The organism is Pseudomonas tolaasii NCPPB 2192 (assembly GCF_002813445.1).
In the GTDB taxonomy this organism is placed as follows: Bacteria; Pseudomonadota; Gammaproteobacteria; order Pseudomonadales; family Pseudomonadaceae; genus Aquipseudomonas; species Aquipseudomonas tolaasii.
In genome coordinates, this window is record NZ_PHHD01000001.1 from 5,011,406 (window position 1) to 5,030,164 (window position 18,759).

Here is an 18,759-nt window from a genome sequence, read left to right on the forward strand (position 1 = left end):
AACTTGACATCCGTTCGGACACGCTGATAGCGTAAAGTGAGTCACTCGACTCACAACCCGAATAACCGTTTTGACCACCCCAACAGACTGAAGCAGAGGTTCAAAGATGAAGCGCTATCTGAAGCACTATATCGACGGTAAATGGGTCGAGAGTGAGGGTGGCAAGCGCCACGCCGTCATCAACCCGGCGAACGAGCAGCCCGTCAGCGAGATCACCCTGGGAAGCCAGGTAGACGTCGACAAAGCCGTCGCAGCCGCAAAAAAAGCCTTTCGCAGCTACCGCCAGAGCAGCGTGAGCGACCGCATTGCGCTGCTTGAGCGCATTATCGAGGGATACAAGGCAAGGTCGGCAGACATCGCCGCGGCCCTTAGCGAAGAGATGGGCGCGCCGATTGTTTTTGCCAACCTGGCTCAGGTGCCGGTCGGGCTCGGGCACTTCGTCAACACGCTGGCGGCGCTGAAGGAATACGCGTTCGAAGAGCGCATCGGTGACAGCCGCGTGGTGCACGAACCCCTCGGCGTCGTCGGCATGATCACGCCCTGGAACTGGCCGCTCAATCAGATCTGCGCCAAGGTCGGGCCTGCATTGGCCGCCGGCGATACGATCGTGCTCAAGCCCTCCGAAGAAGCGCCGGGCTGTGCGGTGATCCTTGCCGAGATTCTCGACGCCGCCGGCGTGCCCGCCGGGGTGTTCAACCTGGTCAACGGTGACGGCCCTGGCGTGGGCGCGGCCATCAGCAGCCACAAGGATGTGGACATGGTCAGCTTCACCGGCTCAACCCGCGCAGGCATCGCCGTGGCGCAGGCGGCCGCGCTGACGGTCAAAAGGGTTCACCAGGAACTCGGCGGAAAGGCCCCCAACCTGGTGCTCAAGGGCGCCAATCTCGATGAGGTGCTGCCGCCAACGGTCGCGGGAATTCTGGTTAACAGCGGCCAAAGCTGCATCGCACCGACGCGCCTGCTCGTGCATGAAAGCCAGCTCGGCGACGCCATTGCAGCGGTAAAGAACATCATGGAGTCGACGCCCGTGGCTGACCCGGCGCAGCCGGGCAACCAGATTGGCCCCGTCGTCAACAAAGCCCAGTTTGAAAAGATCCAGGGCCTGATCCAGTCGGCGCTCGATGAAGGCGCGACGCTTGTCACAGGTGGTGTGGGCCGCCCTGATGGCCACACCGTCGGCTATTTTGTAAAACCAACGGTGCTCGCAGGCGTCACGCCAGACATGCACATCTACCGGGAGGAAACGTTTGGCCCGGTGGCCACCCTCACCCAATACACCGACACCGATGACCCGATCGAAATGGCCAACGACACGGTCTACGGCCTTTCAGCGGTAATTTCGGGTGACCCTGCCGAAGCGGCCAGAGTGGCGCCGCATCTGCGTGCAGGCCTGGTGACGATCAACACGTGGCGAGGTGTCGGGGCTGCGCCGTTCGGCGGTTACAAACAGTCGGGCAACGGCCGGGAAGGCGGCAAATACGGCATCACCGACTTCATGGAAGTCAAAACCATCGTCGGTGCTCCTCTGTCGGCGTGAGGCACGCAGGCCGGGAGCCCAATGAATGCGCTCCCGGTTTCACGCCTTCCCCGTCGCGCCTTAAGCGTACTGACTGGCTATCTCATCCCGTGCCGCCTCTTCATGAAGCCAACGAATGAATGTCGCGATGTGCGCACGCTTGATCGCCGCGGGAGGGTAAATCACGTAATAGGCCGACTGCGTGGCAATCGTGTGTTTGAAAGGCCTGACCAAACGCCCGGCCGCCAGGTGGCCCGCCACCAACGCAAGACCGCACAAGGCGACCCCTTGGCCGTCAATGGCAGCCTGGGTCAACACATTGGTGTCGTCTATGACCATTCCGCTTTCCGGCTTGACCCCCACGGCCCCCGAACTGGCGAGCCATTCCCGCCAGCCTTCGTGGTCGTAGTCGTGCAGCAATGTGTGGCGGCCCAGATCGGTGGGCGTCAGCAAGGCAGGCAGTCTGGCCAGCAGCTCGGGGCTGCAAACGGGCGTGAAGGCCAGCCCCATCAGGCGCTCGGCGTTCAGGTTCGGCCAGTCACCATCTCCCCAGCGCACCGCCAGGTCGACCGTTTCATGGGCGAACTGAGTCTTTTGCACCGAGTGGTGCAGGCGCAGATCCACGCCGGGATGCTGCGCCCAGAACCGCCCCAGCCGGGGTGACATCCAGTTGGCACCAAAAGAAGACTCCAGGCCTACCGTCAAGGCATGGCTGCTCTGTTTCGCACGCAGGGCCGTGACCGTTTCGCCGATCTGCTCGAAGGCTGTCTGGATAACCGGCAATAGCAGGCGGCCCTCCTCTGTCAGCCGCAACTTGCGAATCATGCGTTCGAACAGCAGTACCCCCAGATGCTCCTCCAGTAACTTGATCTGGTGGCTGATGGCTGCCTGCGTGATATGCAGCTCATCGGCCGCACGGGTGAAGCTCAAATGCCGGGCTGCGGCCTCGAAACCACGCAACAGATTAAGCGGAGGAAGACGCGGGGGCATGGCGCAGCTCCATGAATAAGGTCAGATGATGCATCGAATGAAAATTGGTTGTTTGTCAGCCGCGGTGCATGAGCTTGAAACTAACTCAATGCAACCCGCCTGAAAACAACCATCAGGCAGGGTTCCCGTCCTTGATGGATTAGCAGACGTTATACAAACGTTCGCGCCAGTGACCCCAAACGCGTCCTCACAACCCACAGCGAGCCACTTTCAACATGCAGCGCAATCAATCCCTACCCACCTTCACTTCTTTTGCCGAATCGACTGCACAGGATTGGCACAGGATCGAGAAACTGTGCGACGCGTATGAACGCGGCCTGGCAGACCGGGTGCTGAATAACCTGCAAACACTCAAGGGCAGCACCCTCGGCTTCCCGGTGGACCGTTATGAGCACTCCCTGCAAGCGGCAACCCGGGCGTTTCGCGACGGTGCCGATGAGGAAACCGTGGTCTGTGTACTGCTGCATGACATTGGTGATGACATCGCGCCTTATAACCACGGCGAGTTGGTCGCCGCCATTCTCAAACCCTATATCTCACCCGAGAACCACTGGATGCTGTGCAAACACGCGATTTTTCAGGGGTACTACTATTTCCACCACATCGGGCGCGACCGGAACGAGCGGGACAAGTACCGGGACCACCCTGCCTTCGAGCGCACGGCCAGGTTTTGCGAGCGTTGGGATCAAACCGCCTTCGACCCCGACTACGACACATTACCGCTGGAACACTTCGAGCCCATGGTGCGGCGGATTTTCGGGCGCCCGTCTTTTGGTGGTGTAAAAGCCTTTGCATAGCGTTCGTTCCCGCGCAGGAACGCGCCCTGGTTCAGGAGATTGCGTGTCATGACTCATGTGGGTGTGCAGGAAGAAATCCCATTGCCGCCAGGCATTCGCGCCCGATACATCGAAGGCGTCAACGGCTTAACGATGCATGTCCTCGAGGCGGGGTTTTCGGCGCCTGATCGCCCTTGCATCGTGCTGCTGCATGGTTTTCCGGAGCTTGCCTACAGCTGGCGCAATGTCCTAATTGGCTTGTCCGAACAGGGCTTCCACGTCATTGCACCCGACCAGAGGGGCTATGGACGTACCACGGGATGGAGCACGTCTTATGACGCCGACCTGCGATCCTTCTACCTCTTGAACCTGGTCCGGGACGTGATGGCCCTGGTGAATGCCCTTGGCCGGCGCTCGATCGCGGCCGTTGTCGGCCACGATTTCGGTTCGCCCGTGGCGGCGTACTGTGCGCTGGTGCGCCCCGATATTTTCCATTCGGTCGTGTTGATGAGTGCCCCATTCGATGGGCCGCCACCGCTGGTGAGTGGCCCGGTCGATGAACCCGTCATGGCTGAACGTCTTGCCGCCCTCTCGCCCCCCAAAAAACACTATCAACACTACTTTTGCACACGCGAGGCCAACGGTGACCTGGTCAATGCCCCCGAAGGGTTGCCCGCCTTCCTTCGCGCGTATTTTCATGTCAAAAGTGGCGACTGGCCGGGGAACGCCCCCTCTGCGTTGAGCGCGTGGACGCCCGACGAACTGGCCAGGATGCCGTCGTACTACATCATGGGGCTGCAGGAAAGCATGCCCGAGGCCGTCAGGCCTTACGCGCCCACCGCTGATTGTGAATGGCTGTCAGCCGAAGACCTGAACTTCTTTGCCCGGGAGTTTCAACGAACCGGGTTTCAGGGCGGCTTGAACTGGTATCGCTGCAGCGTCCTCGCCGATCACGCACGTGAACTGAGCCTGTTTGCCGGGCGAACGATAGATGTGCCCTCATGCTTTATTTACGGGGAGAAAGACTGGGGGGCCTTTCAACTTCCCGGCGCGCTGCAAAAAATGCAAGACTCGGCGTGTTCGGCGATGCCGCGTGTCGAATCCATTTGCGGCGCCGGTCACTGGGTTCAGCAAGAAAAAGCGTCTGAGGTCGTGCGGCACATCCTGAAGTTTTTCAAGGGAAAGGTTCGCAGCCCGTGAGCAAGCCGCGACGCTGCGGACGCGCTCGTCAACCCAACATTGGCTCGGCTACGGAGACTGCATTTGGATTACTTCACCGCCCTCACCGCGTTCGTCGAGGCCGCCGAAGGCAATAACTTCTCCCGCGCCGCCGAGCGGCTCGGCATCAAGGCGTCCACGGTTTCACGCTACGTGAAAGACCTGGAGCAAGACCTGGGCATTGCGCTGTTCAACCGTTCCACCCGCACGCTGCACCTGACTGAAGGCGGCCAGACGTTCCTGATACACGCCCGCCGCGTGCTGGACGAGCTTGAGCAAGCCAAGGCAGCCACCTCAGCGCTGAACCAGCACCCCCGCGGAGTGCTGAAACTCAACCTGCCGCCCGCCTTTGCCCGCCACCATATTCTCCCGGCCTTGAACGACTTTCTGCTGCGCTACCCGCAAATCAGCGTCGAACTGGTGCTGGACAACAACCAGGTCAACCTCATCCACGCCGGCGTCGATCTGGCCATCCGCATTGGCACACTGGCCGACTCCACTTTAAAGGCACGCAAGCTCTGCGACAGCCAATACCGCCTGGTCGTCAGCCCGGCATTTTGCACCGTGCACCCGGCGCCGACTTCACCGCAAGACCTGGCCGCCTTGCCAGCGATACTCGGTACGCAAGGCACTGGCGACATGACCTTCGTATCCGCCGATCATGTGTACCCGCAGGCACACGGCAGCTGCATCCGCATCAATGACCTCGACGCGCAGTTGATCGCGGCGCGCCAGGGGTTGGGCTTCGCGTTGCTGCCGGATTGGCTGGTGGCGCGCAGTATCGACGCCGGCGACCTTGTGGTCTGGCTGCCGCAATGGCGCATCCACAGCGCGGAGCGGGCGTTTGCCGTGTGGTTCGTCTACCCGCCCAAGCGCATTGTGTCGTCCAAAGTCCGCTGTTTTATCGACTTTATCGTTGAACGCCTGGGCGAGGCGCCTGGCTGGAAATGAATCAACTGAAGCGAATATCCAGTGAGCGCAGGTAAGTCTGCAGCCCGGCATCCTGGATCGGAATCAGGAATGCCTCGGTGTCCGATTCATTGAAGTGCGCATGCCAATACCCTGGCGGCGTCACGAAGGCCAGGCCGGGCGCCCAGTCCACCCGCACCGGGTTGCGTATTTGCCCGTCCGCGTCCAGCTCCGTGCCAACCAGTGAGTAACATCCCGCCGGGCAGTCAATGATGAAATCCAGCGCGATCGACTGATGCCGGTGGGGTTTCTGCACCGACCCCGCCGGCAATATCCCGTACATGGCCCACAACACATGGGTCACGGTGCGCGTCTGCGGGAAGTTGCGATTGCCCAGCAGGATGCTGATGCGACTGCGGTCTTGCGCGCGGGGATCATCGGCGGCCTCACGCAGCTTTGAATTGGCAAGCTCCGCCGGGTAAAGCGTCGCGGTAAAACGGTCGGCATCGGGTTTCACCCCCAGATATCGCAGCAGCGGCTCATCGTGCACATAGTAAAGACGCGCATCCTGCGTGGCCTCGAAGTGGGCCGCCTGCAAACCCGGCAGCGCGATAAAACAGCCCCTCGACCATTGAATCTCCTGCTCGCCCTGAACCACCGCGCCCTCCCCGGCGATCACGTAGAACACTTGAGACGTGGCATTGGGTTGCAGGCTGAGGGTGTCGCCCGCATTCAGGCGCATGAAGTTCGCGCACAGCCCCGGCCCGGTCGCCGGCCCTTCACACCCCAGGGCGTCGCTGAGATCCAGCGGCACGAGGCGCGAAGGCCCGCTGCTGTACAGCGAGGCCGGGAAGCTGTGATAAGGAATGCGCGAGATCAGGTTCGCGCTGATGGGGTTGGCTGCTTTGCTGTATTCGAAATACTCGGCGTCTAATTGGAGGATGTCGGTCGGTGCTGCGTTGAATTCACGGTTCATCAGGCTTGCCTCAGTCTTTGGGAGGATGGCGCAACGCCCTTGAGCGCCGCACTGTGAGTCGACTATAGGCAGCCAGCGTGAGTGGATTAAGCCCCTGGCCTGCACAGCAGTTATGCGAAACGGGGAAGCGCACTTTCACAAGTAATTTCCCCGCCGCCTAGGTATGCTCCGCGTTCACTACCGACCACTGACACCGGGATGCCAGCCCGAGCCCCTGCCGCCCAGGAGCCGTATCCTCAAGGACGTTTGAACATGAGTACCCCCGTGCTGGATATCAGCAGCCTGACGCCACTGCCCTACCACCAGCAGGTGGTCAATCACCTCAAAGCCAATGAGCCTGCCGTGTGGAGTTGGGCCTCATCCCTGGGGGTTCAGCAAGAACACGCCCAGGATGTTCGGGCGCAATTGCTCAGGGACACCTATCGCCTCAGCCCCGAGACTCACCCGCAAGCCTATCAGGCGTGTGAAACGGCCTTGCAGCGCTTGCAGATTCGGGCACCCGCCACGCTTTATCAGGCCGCAGACGGCGCGATGAATGCGAGCCTCTATTACCTCGCTGGTGAAGTGCATGTGGTGTTTTACGGGCCGATCCTTGAACGGCTCGACAGTCAGGAGTTGCTGGCGTTACTGGGGCACGAACTGGCCCATTACCGCTTGTGGTCGGAGCACGAAGGCGACTACCTCACGGCCGAACGTATTCTCAACCACGCCATGGCCGACATGAATACGCCGCCAAGCCTGGAGCAGACCGCGCGTCTCTACAGCCTGCACACCGAAATTTATGCCGATCGCGGCGCTGCTCTGGTGGCGGGCGGCCCTGAAGCGTCGATCACCTCGCTGGTCAAGGTTCACACCGGAATCGTCAGTGTCGACGCGGGCAATTATCTGCAGCAGGCCCGCGAGCTGGACGTCGAGAACGCACAACTGTCCCAGGGCGTGTCCCATCCCGAGACGTTTCTACGCTCCCAGGCAGTTGACAGCTGGTGGCAGCAACTGCCGCAGACGGATGCGTGGCTGCACAAGCGGTTGCGCGGCCCGTTGTCGCTCAGTCGCCTGGATGTGACGGACCAAGTGGAGCTGACCGCCCTCACCCGCGGCTTTATGGCCAGCTTTATCGACACCGATATCTTGAAGTCCGAAGCGGTCCTCAATCAGGTGCGCGGCTTCTTCCCAGACTGGCAGGGCAACGAAACGCCGCTGGAGCTGGGCACGCTGAATGCCGAGCGTATCGACGCAAGCATTCACGAATACCTGCACTTCATCATGCTCGATCTGTCCCTGGTGGATCGCGACGTGCGTGATGAAGCCTTGCTGCATGCTGCGCGAATGGCGAGAAAGCTCGGCAGCGCCGACGATTTTATCAGCGTACTCAAACGCGACATCAAACTACCCAAACGTGAGCTCGACCCGCTCGTTCGCGCGCTCAAAGCGGAGGTCGACACATGGACCCAATAACCCAACCCGTCACGTTCACTCAGTTACTGCACAGCCACGATGGCGCTGCCGTACCCATTGATGACGTGTTGTTCCTCGCGCTGCCGCTGCTGCGTCAGGTGGCGCAGTTGCATGAGCGCGGGCTTGTCGCTCAGATCAGCTACCTCGACGTTCTCCAGGGACCGGAGCGCACCCTGCAATTACGCCACCCCGACGGGGTTACGCCGCGCCTGGCGCTGGAAGCGATCAAGCGCGTTCAGCCCAACCCGGAGTCGGCGCTGAATATCGTTGGCACGGTGCGGCTGACTCGGGACTCGGAAACGGGTGTAGCGATTACCGACCTGCAAGTCCAGGAAGATCGGCAGCAGGCCATCGACCACCCGGTATTCCTGACGGAGTTGCACAGCTGGGAGCACGCGCTGGGGCATCACGACGAAATCACCGATATTTTCCAGCTTGGCCAGTTGCTGGCCTGCCTGGCGTGCGGGCTGGATTTTGCCGATATCAATGACCTCAAGGCGTTTGCCCGACACCGGCGCAACCTGTTCCAGCTCAATGGCCGGCTCAACCCGGTGCTGGCCAACCTGATCGTGGAGATGACCGAGCTCAACCGCCATGAGCGCGCTACTGACGTCGGCTCACTCGCGCGGCGCCTGGAATCCTGGCGTGAGCAACCGGCCAGCCTGGACGTCGAGCGCGTGCTGGCCCAGGCCGAAGGCCCGGCTTCGCGACGTACCGTGGTGCTGGAACACCTGCGTAACCGGTTGTTCGACTTGTCACGGCGTAATCGTCTGCTGTATTTCCGCCCGACCCAGGCTAACGTCAACCTGACCGTTGCCAGCGTGCCGTTGGTGATGCGCGTCGAAAGCATCCGCCCTGAAGCCCTGTGCACCTGGCAGCCGACGTTCGGCGGTTTTTCCGAGCAGGTCCTCAGCGGCAAGCCCGTGGGGTTGCAGCAATGGCTAAGGTTTGAAGACCAGACCTGGCTGCAGGCATCACTGGAACGCATCATCCAGGAAACCCGTCGCGACCGCGCCGAGTTCGGCTTCAGCAATCTGCGGCTGGTCGTGGCCTTCATGCGCTGGCACAACCTGAAAGACACGCCTGAAGAGCGCATCGCCACCCCGCTGCTGTGGCTGCCGGTTGAGTTGAGCCGTAAAAAGGGTGTACGCGACCAATTCATGTTGCAGTGCGACGAAACCGAGGCCGAATTCAACCCGGTGCTGCGCCATCAACTGCGCCAGCTTTACGATATTCAATTGCCGGAAACCGTCGACCTGCAAAAGGTCTCGCTGGAAGACATCCACGCTGATATTGCACGCCAGATCAAACTGACCGAGCCCGGCGTTGAACTGCGCCTGCAAAGCAAACCGCAAATCGAACTGATCCATCAAAAAGCGGTGCAGCACCTGCACCATTTTCAGCGCCGGCGTGCGCGCCAGCGCTCGGCCTCGCCATTGGTGAGGCCGGACTTCAGTTACGACCGCGAAGATTACCGTCCACTGGGCCTGCAGTTGTTCCAGCAAAAGGTTCTCCCCAGCGCGCTGCCGCTGCGACTGGCGGTCGGCGCCAAACCTTCGCTGCGCGATCAACACCCGCAAATGGTCGCCCGCAGTGCCGAAAACAGCACCTATGCCTTGCCCGAGAACCAGGGGCATCGCTATGCCTGGGACATCGACCTGACCCAGGTCACCCTGGCCAACTTCAACTACCGCAAGATGTCGCTGGTACGTGACTACGCACAGTTAATCGACGAACCGGCACAAAACGAAGCGTTCGACCGGATGTTCTCCATCGAACCGCGGGACGTCGAAGTGCAGGCTCCGGACCCGATTCCGCTGCCGCAACAGTGGAACGTGGTCGCCGGCGACGCGACGCAAAATGCTGCCGTGAGCCTGGCGCGCACCGGGCGCAACTTCATCATCCAGGGGCCGCCCGGTACCGGCAAATCCCAGACCATCACCAACCTGATTGCGGACTATGCCGCCCGTGGTCTGCGCGTGCTGTTTGTATGCGAAAAGCGCGCCGCGCTGGACGTGGTATTTCACCGGCTGCAACAGAGTGAGCTGGGCGATTTGTGCTGCCTGATCCACGACTCCCAGACCGACAAGAAAGCGTTTGTCGCAGACCTGCGTGAGTGTTACGAACGCTGGATCGCCGACGATGCACAATCGACCCGATTGCAAACCCGACGCAGCGCCACACTGGCAACCCTGGGCCAGCAACTGGGCCTGATCGAACACTTTGAGCAAGCCATGGCCGGTGTGCCGGACACCTTGGCCTGCTCGGTACGCGAACTGGTGCGCCATCTTGTCGAACTCCCGGCGGTGGCCGCCACGCTGCCGCCCGAAGCTTTGGAACGCCTGCCCGAATGGCGCCATTGGCAAGCGCAAACCGACCTGACCCAGCGCCTGTATCAGGCAGTCAACGAGCGTTTCGGCCTCGACAGCTTTGCGCGTCACCCTTTCAGCCATCTCGCCTCGAGCCTCATCACCCACGAACACGCCTATGGCCAGCTCAAGGCCTTTGTGGATGAGGCCGGTGGGTTGATGGACCGTGTCGAGGCGCTGCTGGAGTCGGAGTCAGGCCTGCTGTCCACTGACACCCGCCTGGCCGATGCGCGCCTGTTGACCCAGGCCGCCGAAGAACTGAGCAGCGCCAATCTGGCAGAACACCTCGACCTGTTGGAGCCCGGTTCTGCAGGTTCCCAGGCGCTGCACACCGAACAAGCTGCGCTGCAGGCGCTGGCCGTGCAGCAGCATAGCGCCAGCGAAACCACCCGCCATTGGCGCAACAAACTTGGCCTTCAAGACACCCAGGCCGCACAAGGCTTGGCGCAACGCCTGGAAAGCTCGCCGTTGCGTTGGTTGCAACCCGCCTGGTGGCGACTGCGTGGCGAACTGCAGCGGCGCTACGACTTCAGCCAGCATGCCATTCGCCCCAGCTACCTCAGCGTGCTCGACAACCTGGCCCGTGAACATACCGCCACTGCCGCGCTGCAGGCCGAGCAGCAACGCCTGCAAGCCCGTTACGGCACCCAGGATATCGGCCTGTTCGTGCAACACCTGCAAGCCCTGCTGCAGCAACTTGGCACCTCACCGTTGCTGCGCCAATGGGTCGAAGGTCTGCGCGGCAACCCGGACGCACTGCCCGGCGTGCGTCGCGAAGCCAGCCTGCGCCAGCCGGTTGCACGCCTGGCCGAGCAAGTCGCTCAGTGTTGTGTGTTCGAGCCGACACTGAGCCTGGGGCAGTTGGCCGAGTACCTGCGCGACCTGCGTGAAGAACTCGACGAGTTGCCGGACACCCTGCCCCTGCTCAATGAACTTCATCACGCCGACCCCGCCTGTTTGCTGGCCGTGCAGCAGCACGCGCTGCCCCAACGTGCGCTGGAAGGGCTGATCGCCCAGGAAAACCTCACTCGGCTGTATCGCGCCAACCCGCCACTGGCGCGCTTCGACGGCGTGGCCCTGAGCCTGGCCGCTCATCAGGTCAGCGCGGCAGAAAGCAGCCTGCTCAAACACAACGCCCATGTTCTCAGCGCCACCCTGCATCAGCGCTTTCAGGAACACGTGAAGCAATCGGCGATGTCGGTGACCCAACTGGACGCCCAGGCCCGGGAGTTCAAGAAAGCCTACGCCAAGGGCCGCCGCGAGCTGGAACATGAACTGGGCAAGACCATGCGTTATCGCTCCATCCGGGAAATGGCCAGTGGCGACAGCGGCCGGGTGATCAACGACCTCAAGCCCATCTGGCTGATGAGCCCGCTGTCGGTGTCGGACACCCTGCCACTGACCCCGGACCTGTTCGACGTCGTGATTTTCGACGAGGCCAGCCAGATCCCCAGCGAAGAAGCCGTACCGGCCCTGAGCCGCGCGCAGCAGGTCATCGTGGTGGGCGACGAGATGCAACTGCCGCCGACCAACTTCTTCTCCAGCGCAGGCGACCAGGAAGATAACGAACTGATTGCCATGGAAGACGGCGAACAGATTGCGATCAACCTCGATGCCGACAGCCTGCTCAGCCAGGCTGCGCGCAACCTGCCCGCGACCCTGTTGGCCTGGCACTACCGCAGTCGCCATGAAGCGTTGATCAGCTTCTCCAATGCGGCGTTCTACGAAGGCCGCTTGATCACGATCCCAGACCGTCGGATCGAGCGCCCCGCGCCGGCTCAAGAGCCCCTGAACTCTGCAGATGCCCAGGCGGTGACACAAGGCGCCGACACGCTGCTCGACAGCCCGATCAGCTTTCTGAAAATGAGCGACGGCGTCTACCTGGCGCGCAGCAACCTGGCCGAAGCGCGCTACATCGCTCAACTGATACGTGAACTGCTGCAGCGTGAGACCGGGCTGAGCCTGGGCATCGTGGCGTTCTCCGAAGCCCAGCAGGGTGCCATCGAGCAGGCTCTCGAAGACCTGGCCGCCAGTGATTCGGCGTTTGCCACTCGCCTTGAGCGCGAATACGTGCGTGAAGATGCCGGGCAGTTCAACGGCCTGTTCGTGAAGAACCTGGAAAACGTCCAGGGGGATGAGCGCGACGTGATCATCCTCAGCATCTGCTATGCCCCAGGCCCGAACGGCAAAATGCTGATGAACTTCGGCCCGATCAACCAGCGTGGCGGGGAAAAACGCCTGAACGTGATCTTCAGTCGCGCGCGCAAGCGCATGGCGATCGTCTCCAGCATCGAAGCCGAAGCCATCACCAACACCCACAACGACGGCGCCGCCGCACTGCGCGCGTTCCTGCAATTCGCCCAGGCCAGCGCCGGTGGCGACGCGCCCCGCTCCCAGGGCATCCTCGCCAACCTCAACCCTGGCGCCAAGCAATCCTTTGCCGTCAGCCTGCCCAAAGACAGCCTGCGCAGCGCCCTGGCTGCCGAGTTGCGCAAGCGCGGGCATACGGTGCAGGAATACGTCGGCCGCTCGCAGTTCCGCTGCGACCTGGCGATCAGCGATGCCAGCGGCGACTACTTCAACCTCGGCATCTTGCTGGACGGTGACGCCGCCATCGCCACGGACGTGCGTGAGCGCTATATCTTCCGTCCGACGGTGCTGCGCAGCTTCGGCTGGAAAATCATCGACGTGCTCAGCCATGACTGGCTGCGCGCACCGCAAGATGTGCTCAATCGCATCGAAGCGCTGCTAAGGGGTGAGGAAACCGCCGTGCTGCCAGAGCCCGAGCCGGCAGTGGAGCCGGAACCGGTTGAAGACGCACCGCCGCCAACGTCCGAAGCAACGCTTGCGATGCGCGAGTTCACGTTTGGTGAAGGCAACTCCAACAAGTTCTGGCGAATCGCGGTCACCGACGCGGAGGTGGTGGTGAACTTCGGCCGCATCGGTACCAAAGGCCAGACCCTGATCAAGGCCCTGGAAAGCCCCGAACGGGCTGCGCGTGAAGCGGAAAAACTGATCGCGGAGAAAGTTCGCAAGGGGTATCAAGAACAAACGGGGCAACGCCAAGCCGATTGAGTAGGCTGCGCCCGCTTGCCTGCCCTGATGCCAACAACCATCAGGGCAGGCGTTTGATTCATCGCCCTTGCCGCTCAAACTTCGGAATATCCAACCCCAGACTCTCGCGCAACGTGGTGCCTTCATAGCGCGTGCGGTACACGCCACGCTCTTGCAACAACGGAATGACTTCCTGGGTAAACCGCTTGAACTGGCTCGGATGCCCGATGTAGATATTGAAGCCGTCCACCGCCCGCGCCTCGAACCAATCGGCCATTTTCTGTGCCACCGTGTCGGCCGTACCGACAAATGCCCCCGGCCTTAACTGGCGTCCAAACTCCACCGCTTGGCGCAAAGTAAATCCTTTGTCCCGCGCCTGATCGGCAATGCGCTTGGCATTGGTGAAAAAGCTGCTGCGCGCGGCTTCCAGGCTCTGCTGCGGAAACGGCGCGTCGAGGTCGTACTGGCTGAAATCATGCCAACCGAAATTGCGCCCGAATTCCTTCAGCGCCAGCTCAAAACTATGGTCGGCCTGGTGGTAATGCTGCTCGATTTCGCGGGCGTGCTCGTCGGTGTCGCCCACGTAGATTTCCGCACCGGGCATCACCAGCAGTTGCTCCGGGTTGCGGCCATGTTGCGCGGCCCTGCCCTTTATATCGCGGTAGAACGCCTGGCCCTGCTCGATGCTCGCCGCGTGGGTGAAGATGACGTCTGCGGTGGCGGCGCCCAGGTCACGGCCTTGCTCCGAGTCACCGGCCTGGAAGATCACTGGCTGGCCCTGGGGCGAGCGCTGGATATTCAGCGGGCCGACCACCGAAAAATGCTCGCCCTTGTGATTCAGGCTGTGCAGCTTGCTCGGGTCAAGAAACTCGCCCGTGGCGCGGTCGCGCACGAAGGCGTCATCCTCGTAGGAATGCCACAGCCCTTGCACCACCTCGACGTGCTCGGCTGCGCGGCCATAGCGAGTGTCGTAGTCGTAATGCTCATCGCGGCTGTAATTGCCGGCCGTGCCGGCGTCGCCGCTGGTGACCACGTTCCAGCCGGCGCGGCCCTTGCTGATCAGGTCGAGTGAGGCCAGGCGGCGGGCTACGTTGTAAGGCGAGTTGTAGGAAGTGGTCAGCGTGCCGACCAGCCCCAGATGCCGCGTGCTCACGGCCAGCGCCGAGAGCAGCGTCAACGGCTCCAGCCGGTTCAGATAGTGGGAAGGCGAACCCGGCGTGATGAACTGGCTGTCGACGATAAATATCAGGTCGAACAGCGCCGCTTCGGCCTGGCGTGCAATGTCGATGTACCAGTCCACATTGACGCTGGCGTCGGCCGGCAATTCAGGGTCGAGCCACAGGTTATGGCGACCCGGGCCGCCGCAGCCCATGGTCAGGGCGCCGAGTTTGAGCTGTCTTTGGGTCATGTCTATAGGGTTCCTTGGCGCGTTCAGGGCTGGTTTTTGGCGACGGCAGGTTGCAAGGACGCCGCGAATGAAGGATCAAACAGCGTGGCGGCGCGGTAAGACTTGACCAGCCCCTGGCTGGCGAAAAAGTCCACGGTCTTCTGCGCCTCCAGCGGCGATTGGTCCGTCACCGGCTCAACCGTGGCGCGCGCCCGGGCAAACCAGGCGCGGGCGATACCGGCGTCGGCGCGGGTGCGTTTGGCCCACGCATCGGCGTAGGCATCCGTGTTGGCCGGGCTTTGGCGTGTCCAGTCACGGGCTTTTTTCAGGCGCTGGAGGAAGTCGCTGATCTGCGCGCGCTTGGTCTCGACCGCTGTATTGCTGGCCGCCACGAAGCTCTGGGCCGGGATCAGCCCTTCAGCTGTCGCCAGCACGCGTGCGCCCTGGCGTTCCTGTTGCGTCACGTAAGGTTCCCAAGTGGCGATTACGTCAACCGAGCCGCCTTCCAATGCATGGGAAGCGTCAAGCGCGCTGAGGTAACGCAGCTCCAGCGAATCCTTGGGGACGCCGGCTTTATCCAGCGCAGTGAGCAGCAATTGCTGGCTCCACGAGCCCTTCCAGATGGCGGCACGTTTGCCCTTCAGGTCTGCAAGGCTGTGAATAGGCGAGTCTTTGCTGACCAGAATCGCCACGCCCTCAAGGTTTTGCCGGCTGATGGCAATCACCTTGATCGGCGCGCCCAATGCGCCGAGAAACAGCACCGGCGCATCGCCGAGCAGGCCGATATCCAGGCTGTTGACGTTGAGTGCCTCAGCCACCGGGGAGCCGGCAGTGAATTGCTTCCATTCCAGCGTGTAGGGCAGATCGTTCAATACGCCGGCAGCTTCCATCACGGCCTGGGCGTTATAGCTTTGGTCGCCCACCACCAGGGTTTGCGCGTGCACGGCCAGGCTCAGCACGGTGGCGGCCACACCGGCCGCCAGTTTTGTCAGGTAACGCACGTTCGTCTCCAGATGCCTTCTCAAGCATTGCAAGTCGATCCGCACGCGCGGTCTCGGCATTTTCTCAGGTTGGCCACGATGAAGGCCGAGCTGTCACAAGTAAAATACCTAAAATGCATATCGTAATTCTTCAATAATGCGCGCCATGCATTTTTACTGACTGACCGTCCTATTCCGGCACCACGGCGTACATTGCGCGCTTGCAAGCACCACCTACACTGATTTGAACCCCGCCGCCAAAGCGGCCCGGGCGTTGGCACCCGCGCGTATGGCTCCACACGAAATGCCGTTAACCCGCTGATGAATCAGGGGCAATATGAAAGAGCAGTCTCGCCAGCGTGCTTCAACGCCCGATCGGGTGGTCCACACCCCTACCCCTCTTCGAGCGCTTGCGCGCCTGGGCTGGCTGTACATCGCGCTGGCCGGGTGCACCGTGGGGCCGGATTTTGTGCGCCCAGACGCGCCGACGCATACCGATTACACAAAAGAAAGCCTGACCAAAACTGCCAGCGCCGATATTCCCGCCGGCGGCGCGGCACAACGCCTGGTGGCCGGCATGGACATTCCGGGGCAATGGTGGACGCTGTTCCGCTCGCCCCCACTGAACGCGCTGGTCGAAGAGGCCTTGCGCGCCAACCCCGACGTCACCGCCGCTCAAGCCGCATTGCGTCAGGCCAATGAGCTGGTTTACGCCGATCAGGCTTCGTTGTTCCCGTCGGTGAACGCCAATGCTTCGAAAACCCGCGAGAAAATATCCGGGGCGCAGACCGGCCTGCCGTCATCGCCGATTCTCACCGTCAGTTCCGCATCACTGAGCGTTTCGTACGCCCCGGACGTGTTCGGTGGCACGCGCCGGCAGATCGAATCCTCCACGCAACAAGCCGAGTACGAACGGTTTCAACTGGAGGCGACTTACCTCACCCTGACCGCCAACGTGGTCAACACCGCGATCAGCCTGGCCTCCGTGCGCGATCAAATCGCCGCCACCGAGGAAATCATCCGCCTGCAGAGCGGCCAGCTCGATTTGCTGCAAGCGCAGCGGCGGTTGGGCGCCATCGCCGACACCGACGTGCTGACCCAGCAGACCGCACTGGCGCAAACCCGTGCCAGCCTGCCGCCGCTGCAAAAACAGCTGGCGCAGACCCGCAACCAATTGATGGCCTACCTGGGGCGCTTTCCCAATCAGGACCGGGGCGAAGCGTTCAGTCTGGCGTCCCTGCACCTGCCGGAAGAACTGCCGGTCAGCCTGCCTTCCGCGTTGGTCGGGCAGCGGCCGGATGTGCGTTCGGCGCAAGCCCAATTGCACCAGGCGAGCGCCAATATAGGTGTGGCGGTCGCCAATCAGTTGCCTCAGTTCAGCATTACCGGGTCACTGGGTTCCACGGCGTTAAGCGGCACCCGCCTGTTTTCTGCCGGCACCGGGGTTTGGAGCCTCGCCGGGGCCATCGCACAGCCGATTTTTGACGCCGGCGCCTTGGAGCATCGCAAACGTGCGGCCGTGGCGGCCTACGACCAATCGGCGGCGCTGTATCGCGGCACGGTGATCACGGCGTTTCAGGACGTCGCCAACGCGCTGCGAGCGCTGCAAGCCGATGCCGATGCGCTCAACCAGCAAGTCGTGGCCGAGCGCTCGGCGCAAGCCAGCCTGGACCTGGTGCAGGCGCAGTTCAAGCTCGGGGCCGTGGCGTACATCAACCTGCTCACCGCCCAGCAAACCTACCAGAACACCGTGGTCACGCGGGTCAGGGCGCAGGCCGCGCGCTACAGCGACACCACGGCGCTGTTCCAGGCCTTGGGTGGCGGCTGGTGGAACCGCGCGGACGTAGACCCCGCCACCAGAGGTGCGCCGGACCGCTTCGGCTTGCCGTCGTGGCAAGAAATCATGCCGCCCAAACAGGCGACGCGACTGAACTGACCCATTGAAACAGCGAGAACAGCATGGCTGACGTCAAGACTGAACAGAGTGCTCCGCGCAAGCGCCGGCTGTGGCGGCCCATGCTCATCATGGTCGTGGTGGTGCTGGTGATCGTTGCGATCATCGCCGGGGTTAAGTTCGTGCAGATTTCGGCGCTGATCGCCCAATCAAAAATGCCGCTGCCTGCTGCCGTGGTCACGGCCTTGCACGTGCCGTATGCGGATTGGCAGCCCAATGTCTCCGCGGTGGGGTCGATGAAAGCGGTCAGGGGCGTGGACGTGACCACGGAAGTGGGCGGCATCGTGCGCACGATCGGGTTCAAGCCCGGGCAGGAAGTGGCCGCCCAGGCGCTCCTCGTGCAACTGAATGCCGACTCGGACATCGCCCAACTGCATTCGCTGGAAGCCACGGCAGACCTGGCCGCCATTGTGCTCAAGCGTGACAAGGCACAGTTTGCGGTCAATGCCGTGTCCCAGGCACAGGTCGATACCGACACCGCCGACCTCAAGGCCAAACTCGCCGCCGCCGAGCAGCAACGCGCGCTGGTGGAGAAAAAATCGATTCGCGCGCCATTTGCCGGGCGCATCGGCATTACCGGCGTCAACCCGGGCCAATACCTCAACCCCGGCGACAAAATCGCCACCTTGCAAACCTTCGACCCGATCTACATCGACTTCAGCGTGCCGCAAACCCAACTGGAAGCCATCGCCATCGGCCAGACCGTCGCGGTGACAGCTGACGGCCTGTCCCATCAAACCTTCAAGGGCCGCATCAGCACCGTCGATACCCAGTTCGACGCCACCACGCGCAACGTCACCGTCGAAGCCACCGTCGAAAACCCCAAGCAAACCCTGGTGCCCGGCATGTTTGCCCGCGCGGTGGTGAGTGCCGGCAGCCCGCAACGCTACCTCACGGTTCCGCAAACGGCGGTCACCTACAACCCCTACGGCACCACGGTGTTTATCGCCACATCGAGCAAAAACGACAAGGGCGAGGAAGTGCTCACGGCGCAGCAGACCTTCATCAAGACCGGCCCTACCCGTGGCGACCAGGTGGCCATTGTTGACGGCGTGAAAGAAGGCGACCTGTTGATTACCAGCGGCCAGATGAAGCTCAAAAATGGCTCGCCGGTGAAAATCGACAACAGCGCCGCGCCGCTGAACGACCCCGCCCCGACGCCGCAAGAACATTAA

At 62.1% G+C, this 18,759-nt stretch carries 12 protein-coding genes; 8 read left to right on the plus strand and 4 right to left on the minus strand.

Annotation, left to right across the window (positions count from 1 at the left end; all coding sequences use genetic code 11):
• Nucleotides 1-106 precede the first annotated feature (106 nt).
• A complete protein-coding gene (locus tag ATI14_RS23080; RefSeq protein WP_016971743.1) occupies nucleotides 107-1,537 on the plus strand; it encodes an aldehyde dehydrogenase family protein in 1,431 nt (476 codons plus the stop codon).
• A gap of 60 nt (nucleotides 1,538-1,597) precedes the next feature.
• On the opposite strand, the gene gcvA is transcribed toward ATI14_RS23080, so the two are convergent.
• Nucleotides 1,598-2,506, minus strand: a complete 909-nt coding sequence (gcvA, locus tag ATI14_RS23085; protein ID WP_080520547.1) for a transcriptional regulator GcvA — start codon at nucleotides 2,504-2,506, stop codon at nucleotides 1,598-1,600.
• Between the two features lie 215 nt (nucleotides 2,507-2,721).
• On the opposite strand from gcvA, the gene ATI14_RS23090 reads away from it, so the two are divergent.
• The 3 genes from ATI14_RS23090 to ATI14_RS23100 all read left to right on the plus strand — a co-directional run bounded on the left by ATI14_RS23090 (nucleotide 2,722) and on the right by ATI14_RS23100 (nucleotide 5,451).
• Nucleotides 2,722-3,303: an HD domain-containing protein gene (locus tag ATI14_RS23090; protein WP_016974357.1), complete on the plus strand. Its 582-nt coding sequence runs from the start codon at nucleotides 2,722-2,724 to the stop codon at nucleotides 3,301-3,303.
• Nucleotides 3,304-3,351: 48 nt separating this feature from the next.
• On the plus strand, nucleotides 3,352-4,482 hold the full coding sequence (locus ATI14_RS23095) for an alpha/beta fold hydrolase (RefSeq protein WP_016974356.1): 1,131 nt from the start codon (nucleotides 3,352-3,354) through the stop codon (nucleotides 4,480-4,482).
• A 63-nt stretch (nucleotides 4,483-4,545) separates the two neighbouring features.
• Nucleotides 4,546-5,451, plus strand: coding sequence for a LysR family transcriptional regulator (locus ATI14_RS23100; protein WP_016974355.1), 906 nt, complete (start codon nucleotides 4,546-4,548; stop codon nucleotides 5,449-5,451).
• Nucleotide 5,452: 1 nt separating this feature from the next.
• Here ATI14_RS23100 and ATI14_RS23105 read toward each other — a convergent pair whose 3' ends face one another.
• Nucleotides 5,453-6,385 carry a cupin domain-containing protein gene (locus ATI14_RS23105; protein WP_016974354.1) on the minus strand — a complete coding sequence of 311 codons (933 nt, stop codon included), beginning with the start codon at nucleotides 6,383-6,385 and terminating at the stop codon, nucleotides 5,453-5,455.
• A 252-nt stretch (nucleotides 6,386-6,637) separates the two neighbouring features.
• Between ATI14_RS23105 and ATI14_RS23110 the strand changes: the two genes are divergently transcribed.
• Together ATI14_RS23110 and ATI14_RS23115 are read left to right on the plus strand one after the other, a co-directional pair.
• Complete coding sequence (locus ATI14_RS23110; protein ID WP_016974353.1) at nucleotides 6,638-7,840, plus strand: M48 family metalloprotease; 1,203 nt, start codon at nucleotides 6,638-6,640, stop codon at nucleotides 7,838-7,840.
• The gene (locus ATI14_RS23115; RefSeq protein WP_080520548.1) at nucleotides 7,828-13,284 is read left to right on the plus strand and encodes a WGR domain-containing protein; all 5,457 of its coding nucleotides are present in this window, start codon (nucleotides 7,828-7,830) and stop codon (nucleotides 13,282-13,284) included. Before ATI14_RS23110 ends, ATI14_RS23115 begins: the two co-directional genes overlap by 13 nt.
• A 58-nt stretch (nucleotides 13,285-13,342) precedes the next feature.
• Here ATI14_RS23115 and ATI14_RS23120 read toward each other — a convergent pair whose 3' ends face one another.
• Together ATI14_RS23120 and ATI14_RS23125 are read right to left on the minus strand one after the other, a co-directional pair.
• The gene (locus ATI14_RS23120) at nucleotides 13,343-14,671 is read right to left on the minus strand and encodes an LLM class flavin-dependent oxidoreductase (RefSeq protein ID WP_016973999.1); all 1,329 of its coding nucleotides are present in this window, start codon (nucleotides 14,669-14,671) and stop codon (nucleotides 13,343-13,345) included.
• A gap of 23 nt (nucleotides 14,672-14,694) precedes the next feature.
• Nucleotides 14,695-15,651, minus strand: a complete 957-nt coding sequence (locus ATI14_RS23125; RefSeq protein ID WP_016973998.1) for an ABC transporter substrate-binding protein — start codon at nucleotides 15,649-15,651, stop codon at nucleotides 14,695-14,697.
• Between the two features lie 316 nt (nucleotides 15,652-15,967).
• On the opposite strand from ATI14_RS23125, the gene ATI14_RS23130 reads away from it, so the two are divergent.
• Together ATI14_RS23130 and ATI14_RS23135 are read left to right on the plus strand one after the other, a co-directional pair.
• Nucleotides 15,968-17,566 (plus strand): efflux transporter outer membrane subunit, encoded by a 1,599-nt coding sequence (locus ATI14_RS23130; RefSeq protein ID WP_016973997.1) that lies wholly within the window; start codon nucleotides 15,968-15,970, stop codon nucleotides 17,564-17,566.
• A 23-nt stretch (nucleotides 17,567-17,589) separates the two neighbouring features.
• Entirely contained in the window at nucleotides 17,590-18,759 is a 1,170-nt protein-coding gene (locus tag ATI14_RS23135; RefSeq protein ID WP_016973996.1) for an efflux RND transporter periplasmic adaptor subunit, read from the plus strand.

What these genes read in the sequence shown, in the direction of transcription:
- ATI14_RS23080 (WP_016971743.1), top strand. Translation starts at nt 107, where the DNA reads ATGAAGCGCTATCTGAAGCACTATATCGACGGTAAATGGGTCGAGAGT.
- gcvA (WP_080520547.1), bottom strand. Translation starts at nt 2,506, where the DNA reads ATGCCCCCGCGTCTTCCTCCGCTTAATCTGTTGCGTGGTTTCGAGGCC.
- ATI14_RS23090 (WP_016974357.1), top strand. Translation starts at nt 2,722, where the DNA reads ATGCAGCGCAATCAATCCCTACCCACCTTCACTTCTTTTGCCGAATCG.
- ATI14_RS23095 (WP_016974356.1), top strand. Translation starts at nt 3,352, where the DNA reads ATGACTCATGTGGGTGTGCAGGAAGAAATCCCATTGCCGCCAGGCATT.
- ATI14_RS23105 (WP_016974354.1), bottom strand. Translation starts at nt 6,385, where the DNA reads ATGAACCGTGAATTCAACGCAGCACCGACCGACATCCTCCAATTAGAC.
- ATI14_RS23110 (WP_016974353.1), top strand. Translation starts at nt 6,638, where the DNA reads ATGAGTACCCCCGTGCTGGATATCAGCAGCCTGACGCCACTGCCCTAC.
- ATI14_RS23115 (WP_080520548.1), top strand. Translation starts at nt 7,828, where the DNA reads ATGGACCCAATAACCCAACCCGTCACGTTCACTCAGTTACTGCACAGC.
- ATI14_RS23120 (WP_016973999.1), bottom strand. Translation starts at nt 14,671, where the DNA reads ATGACCCAAAGACAGCTCAAACTCGGCGCCCTGACCATGGGCTGCGGC.
- ATI14_RS23130 (WP_016973997.1), top strand. Translation starts at nt 15,968, where the DNA reads ATGAAAGAGCAGTCTCGCCAGCGTGCTTCAACGCCCGATCGGGTGGTC.
- ATI14_RS23135 (WP_016973996.1), top strand. Translation starts at nt 17,590, where the DNA reads ATGGCTGACGTCAAGACTGAACAGAGTGCTCCGCGCAAGCGCCGGCTG.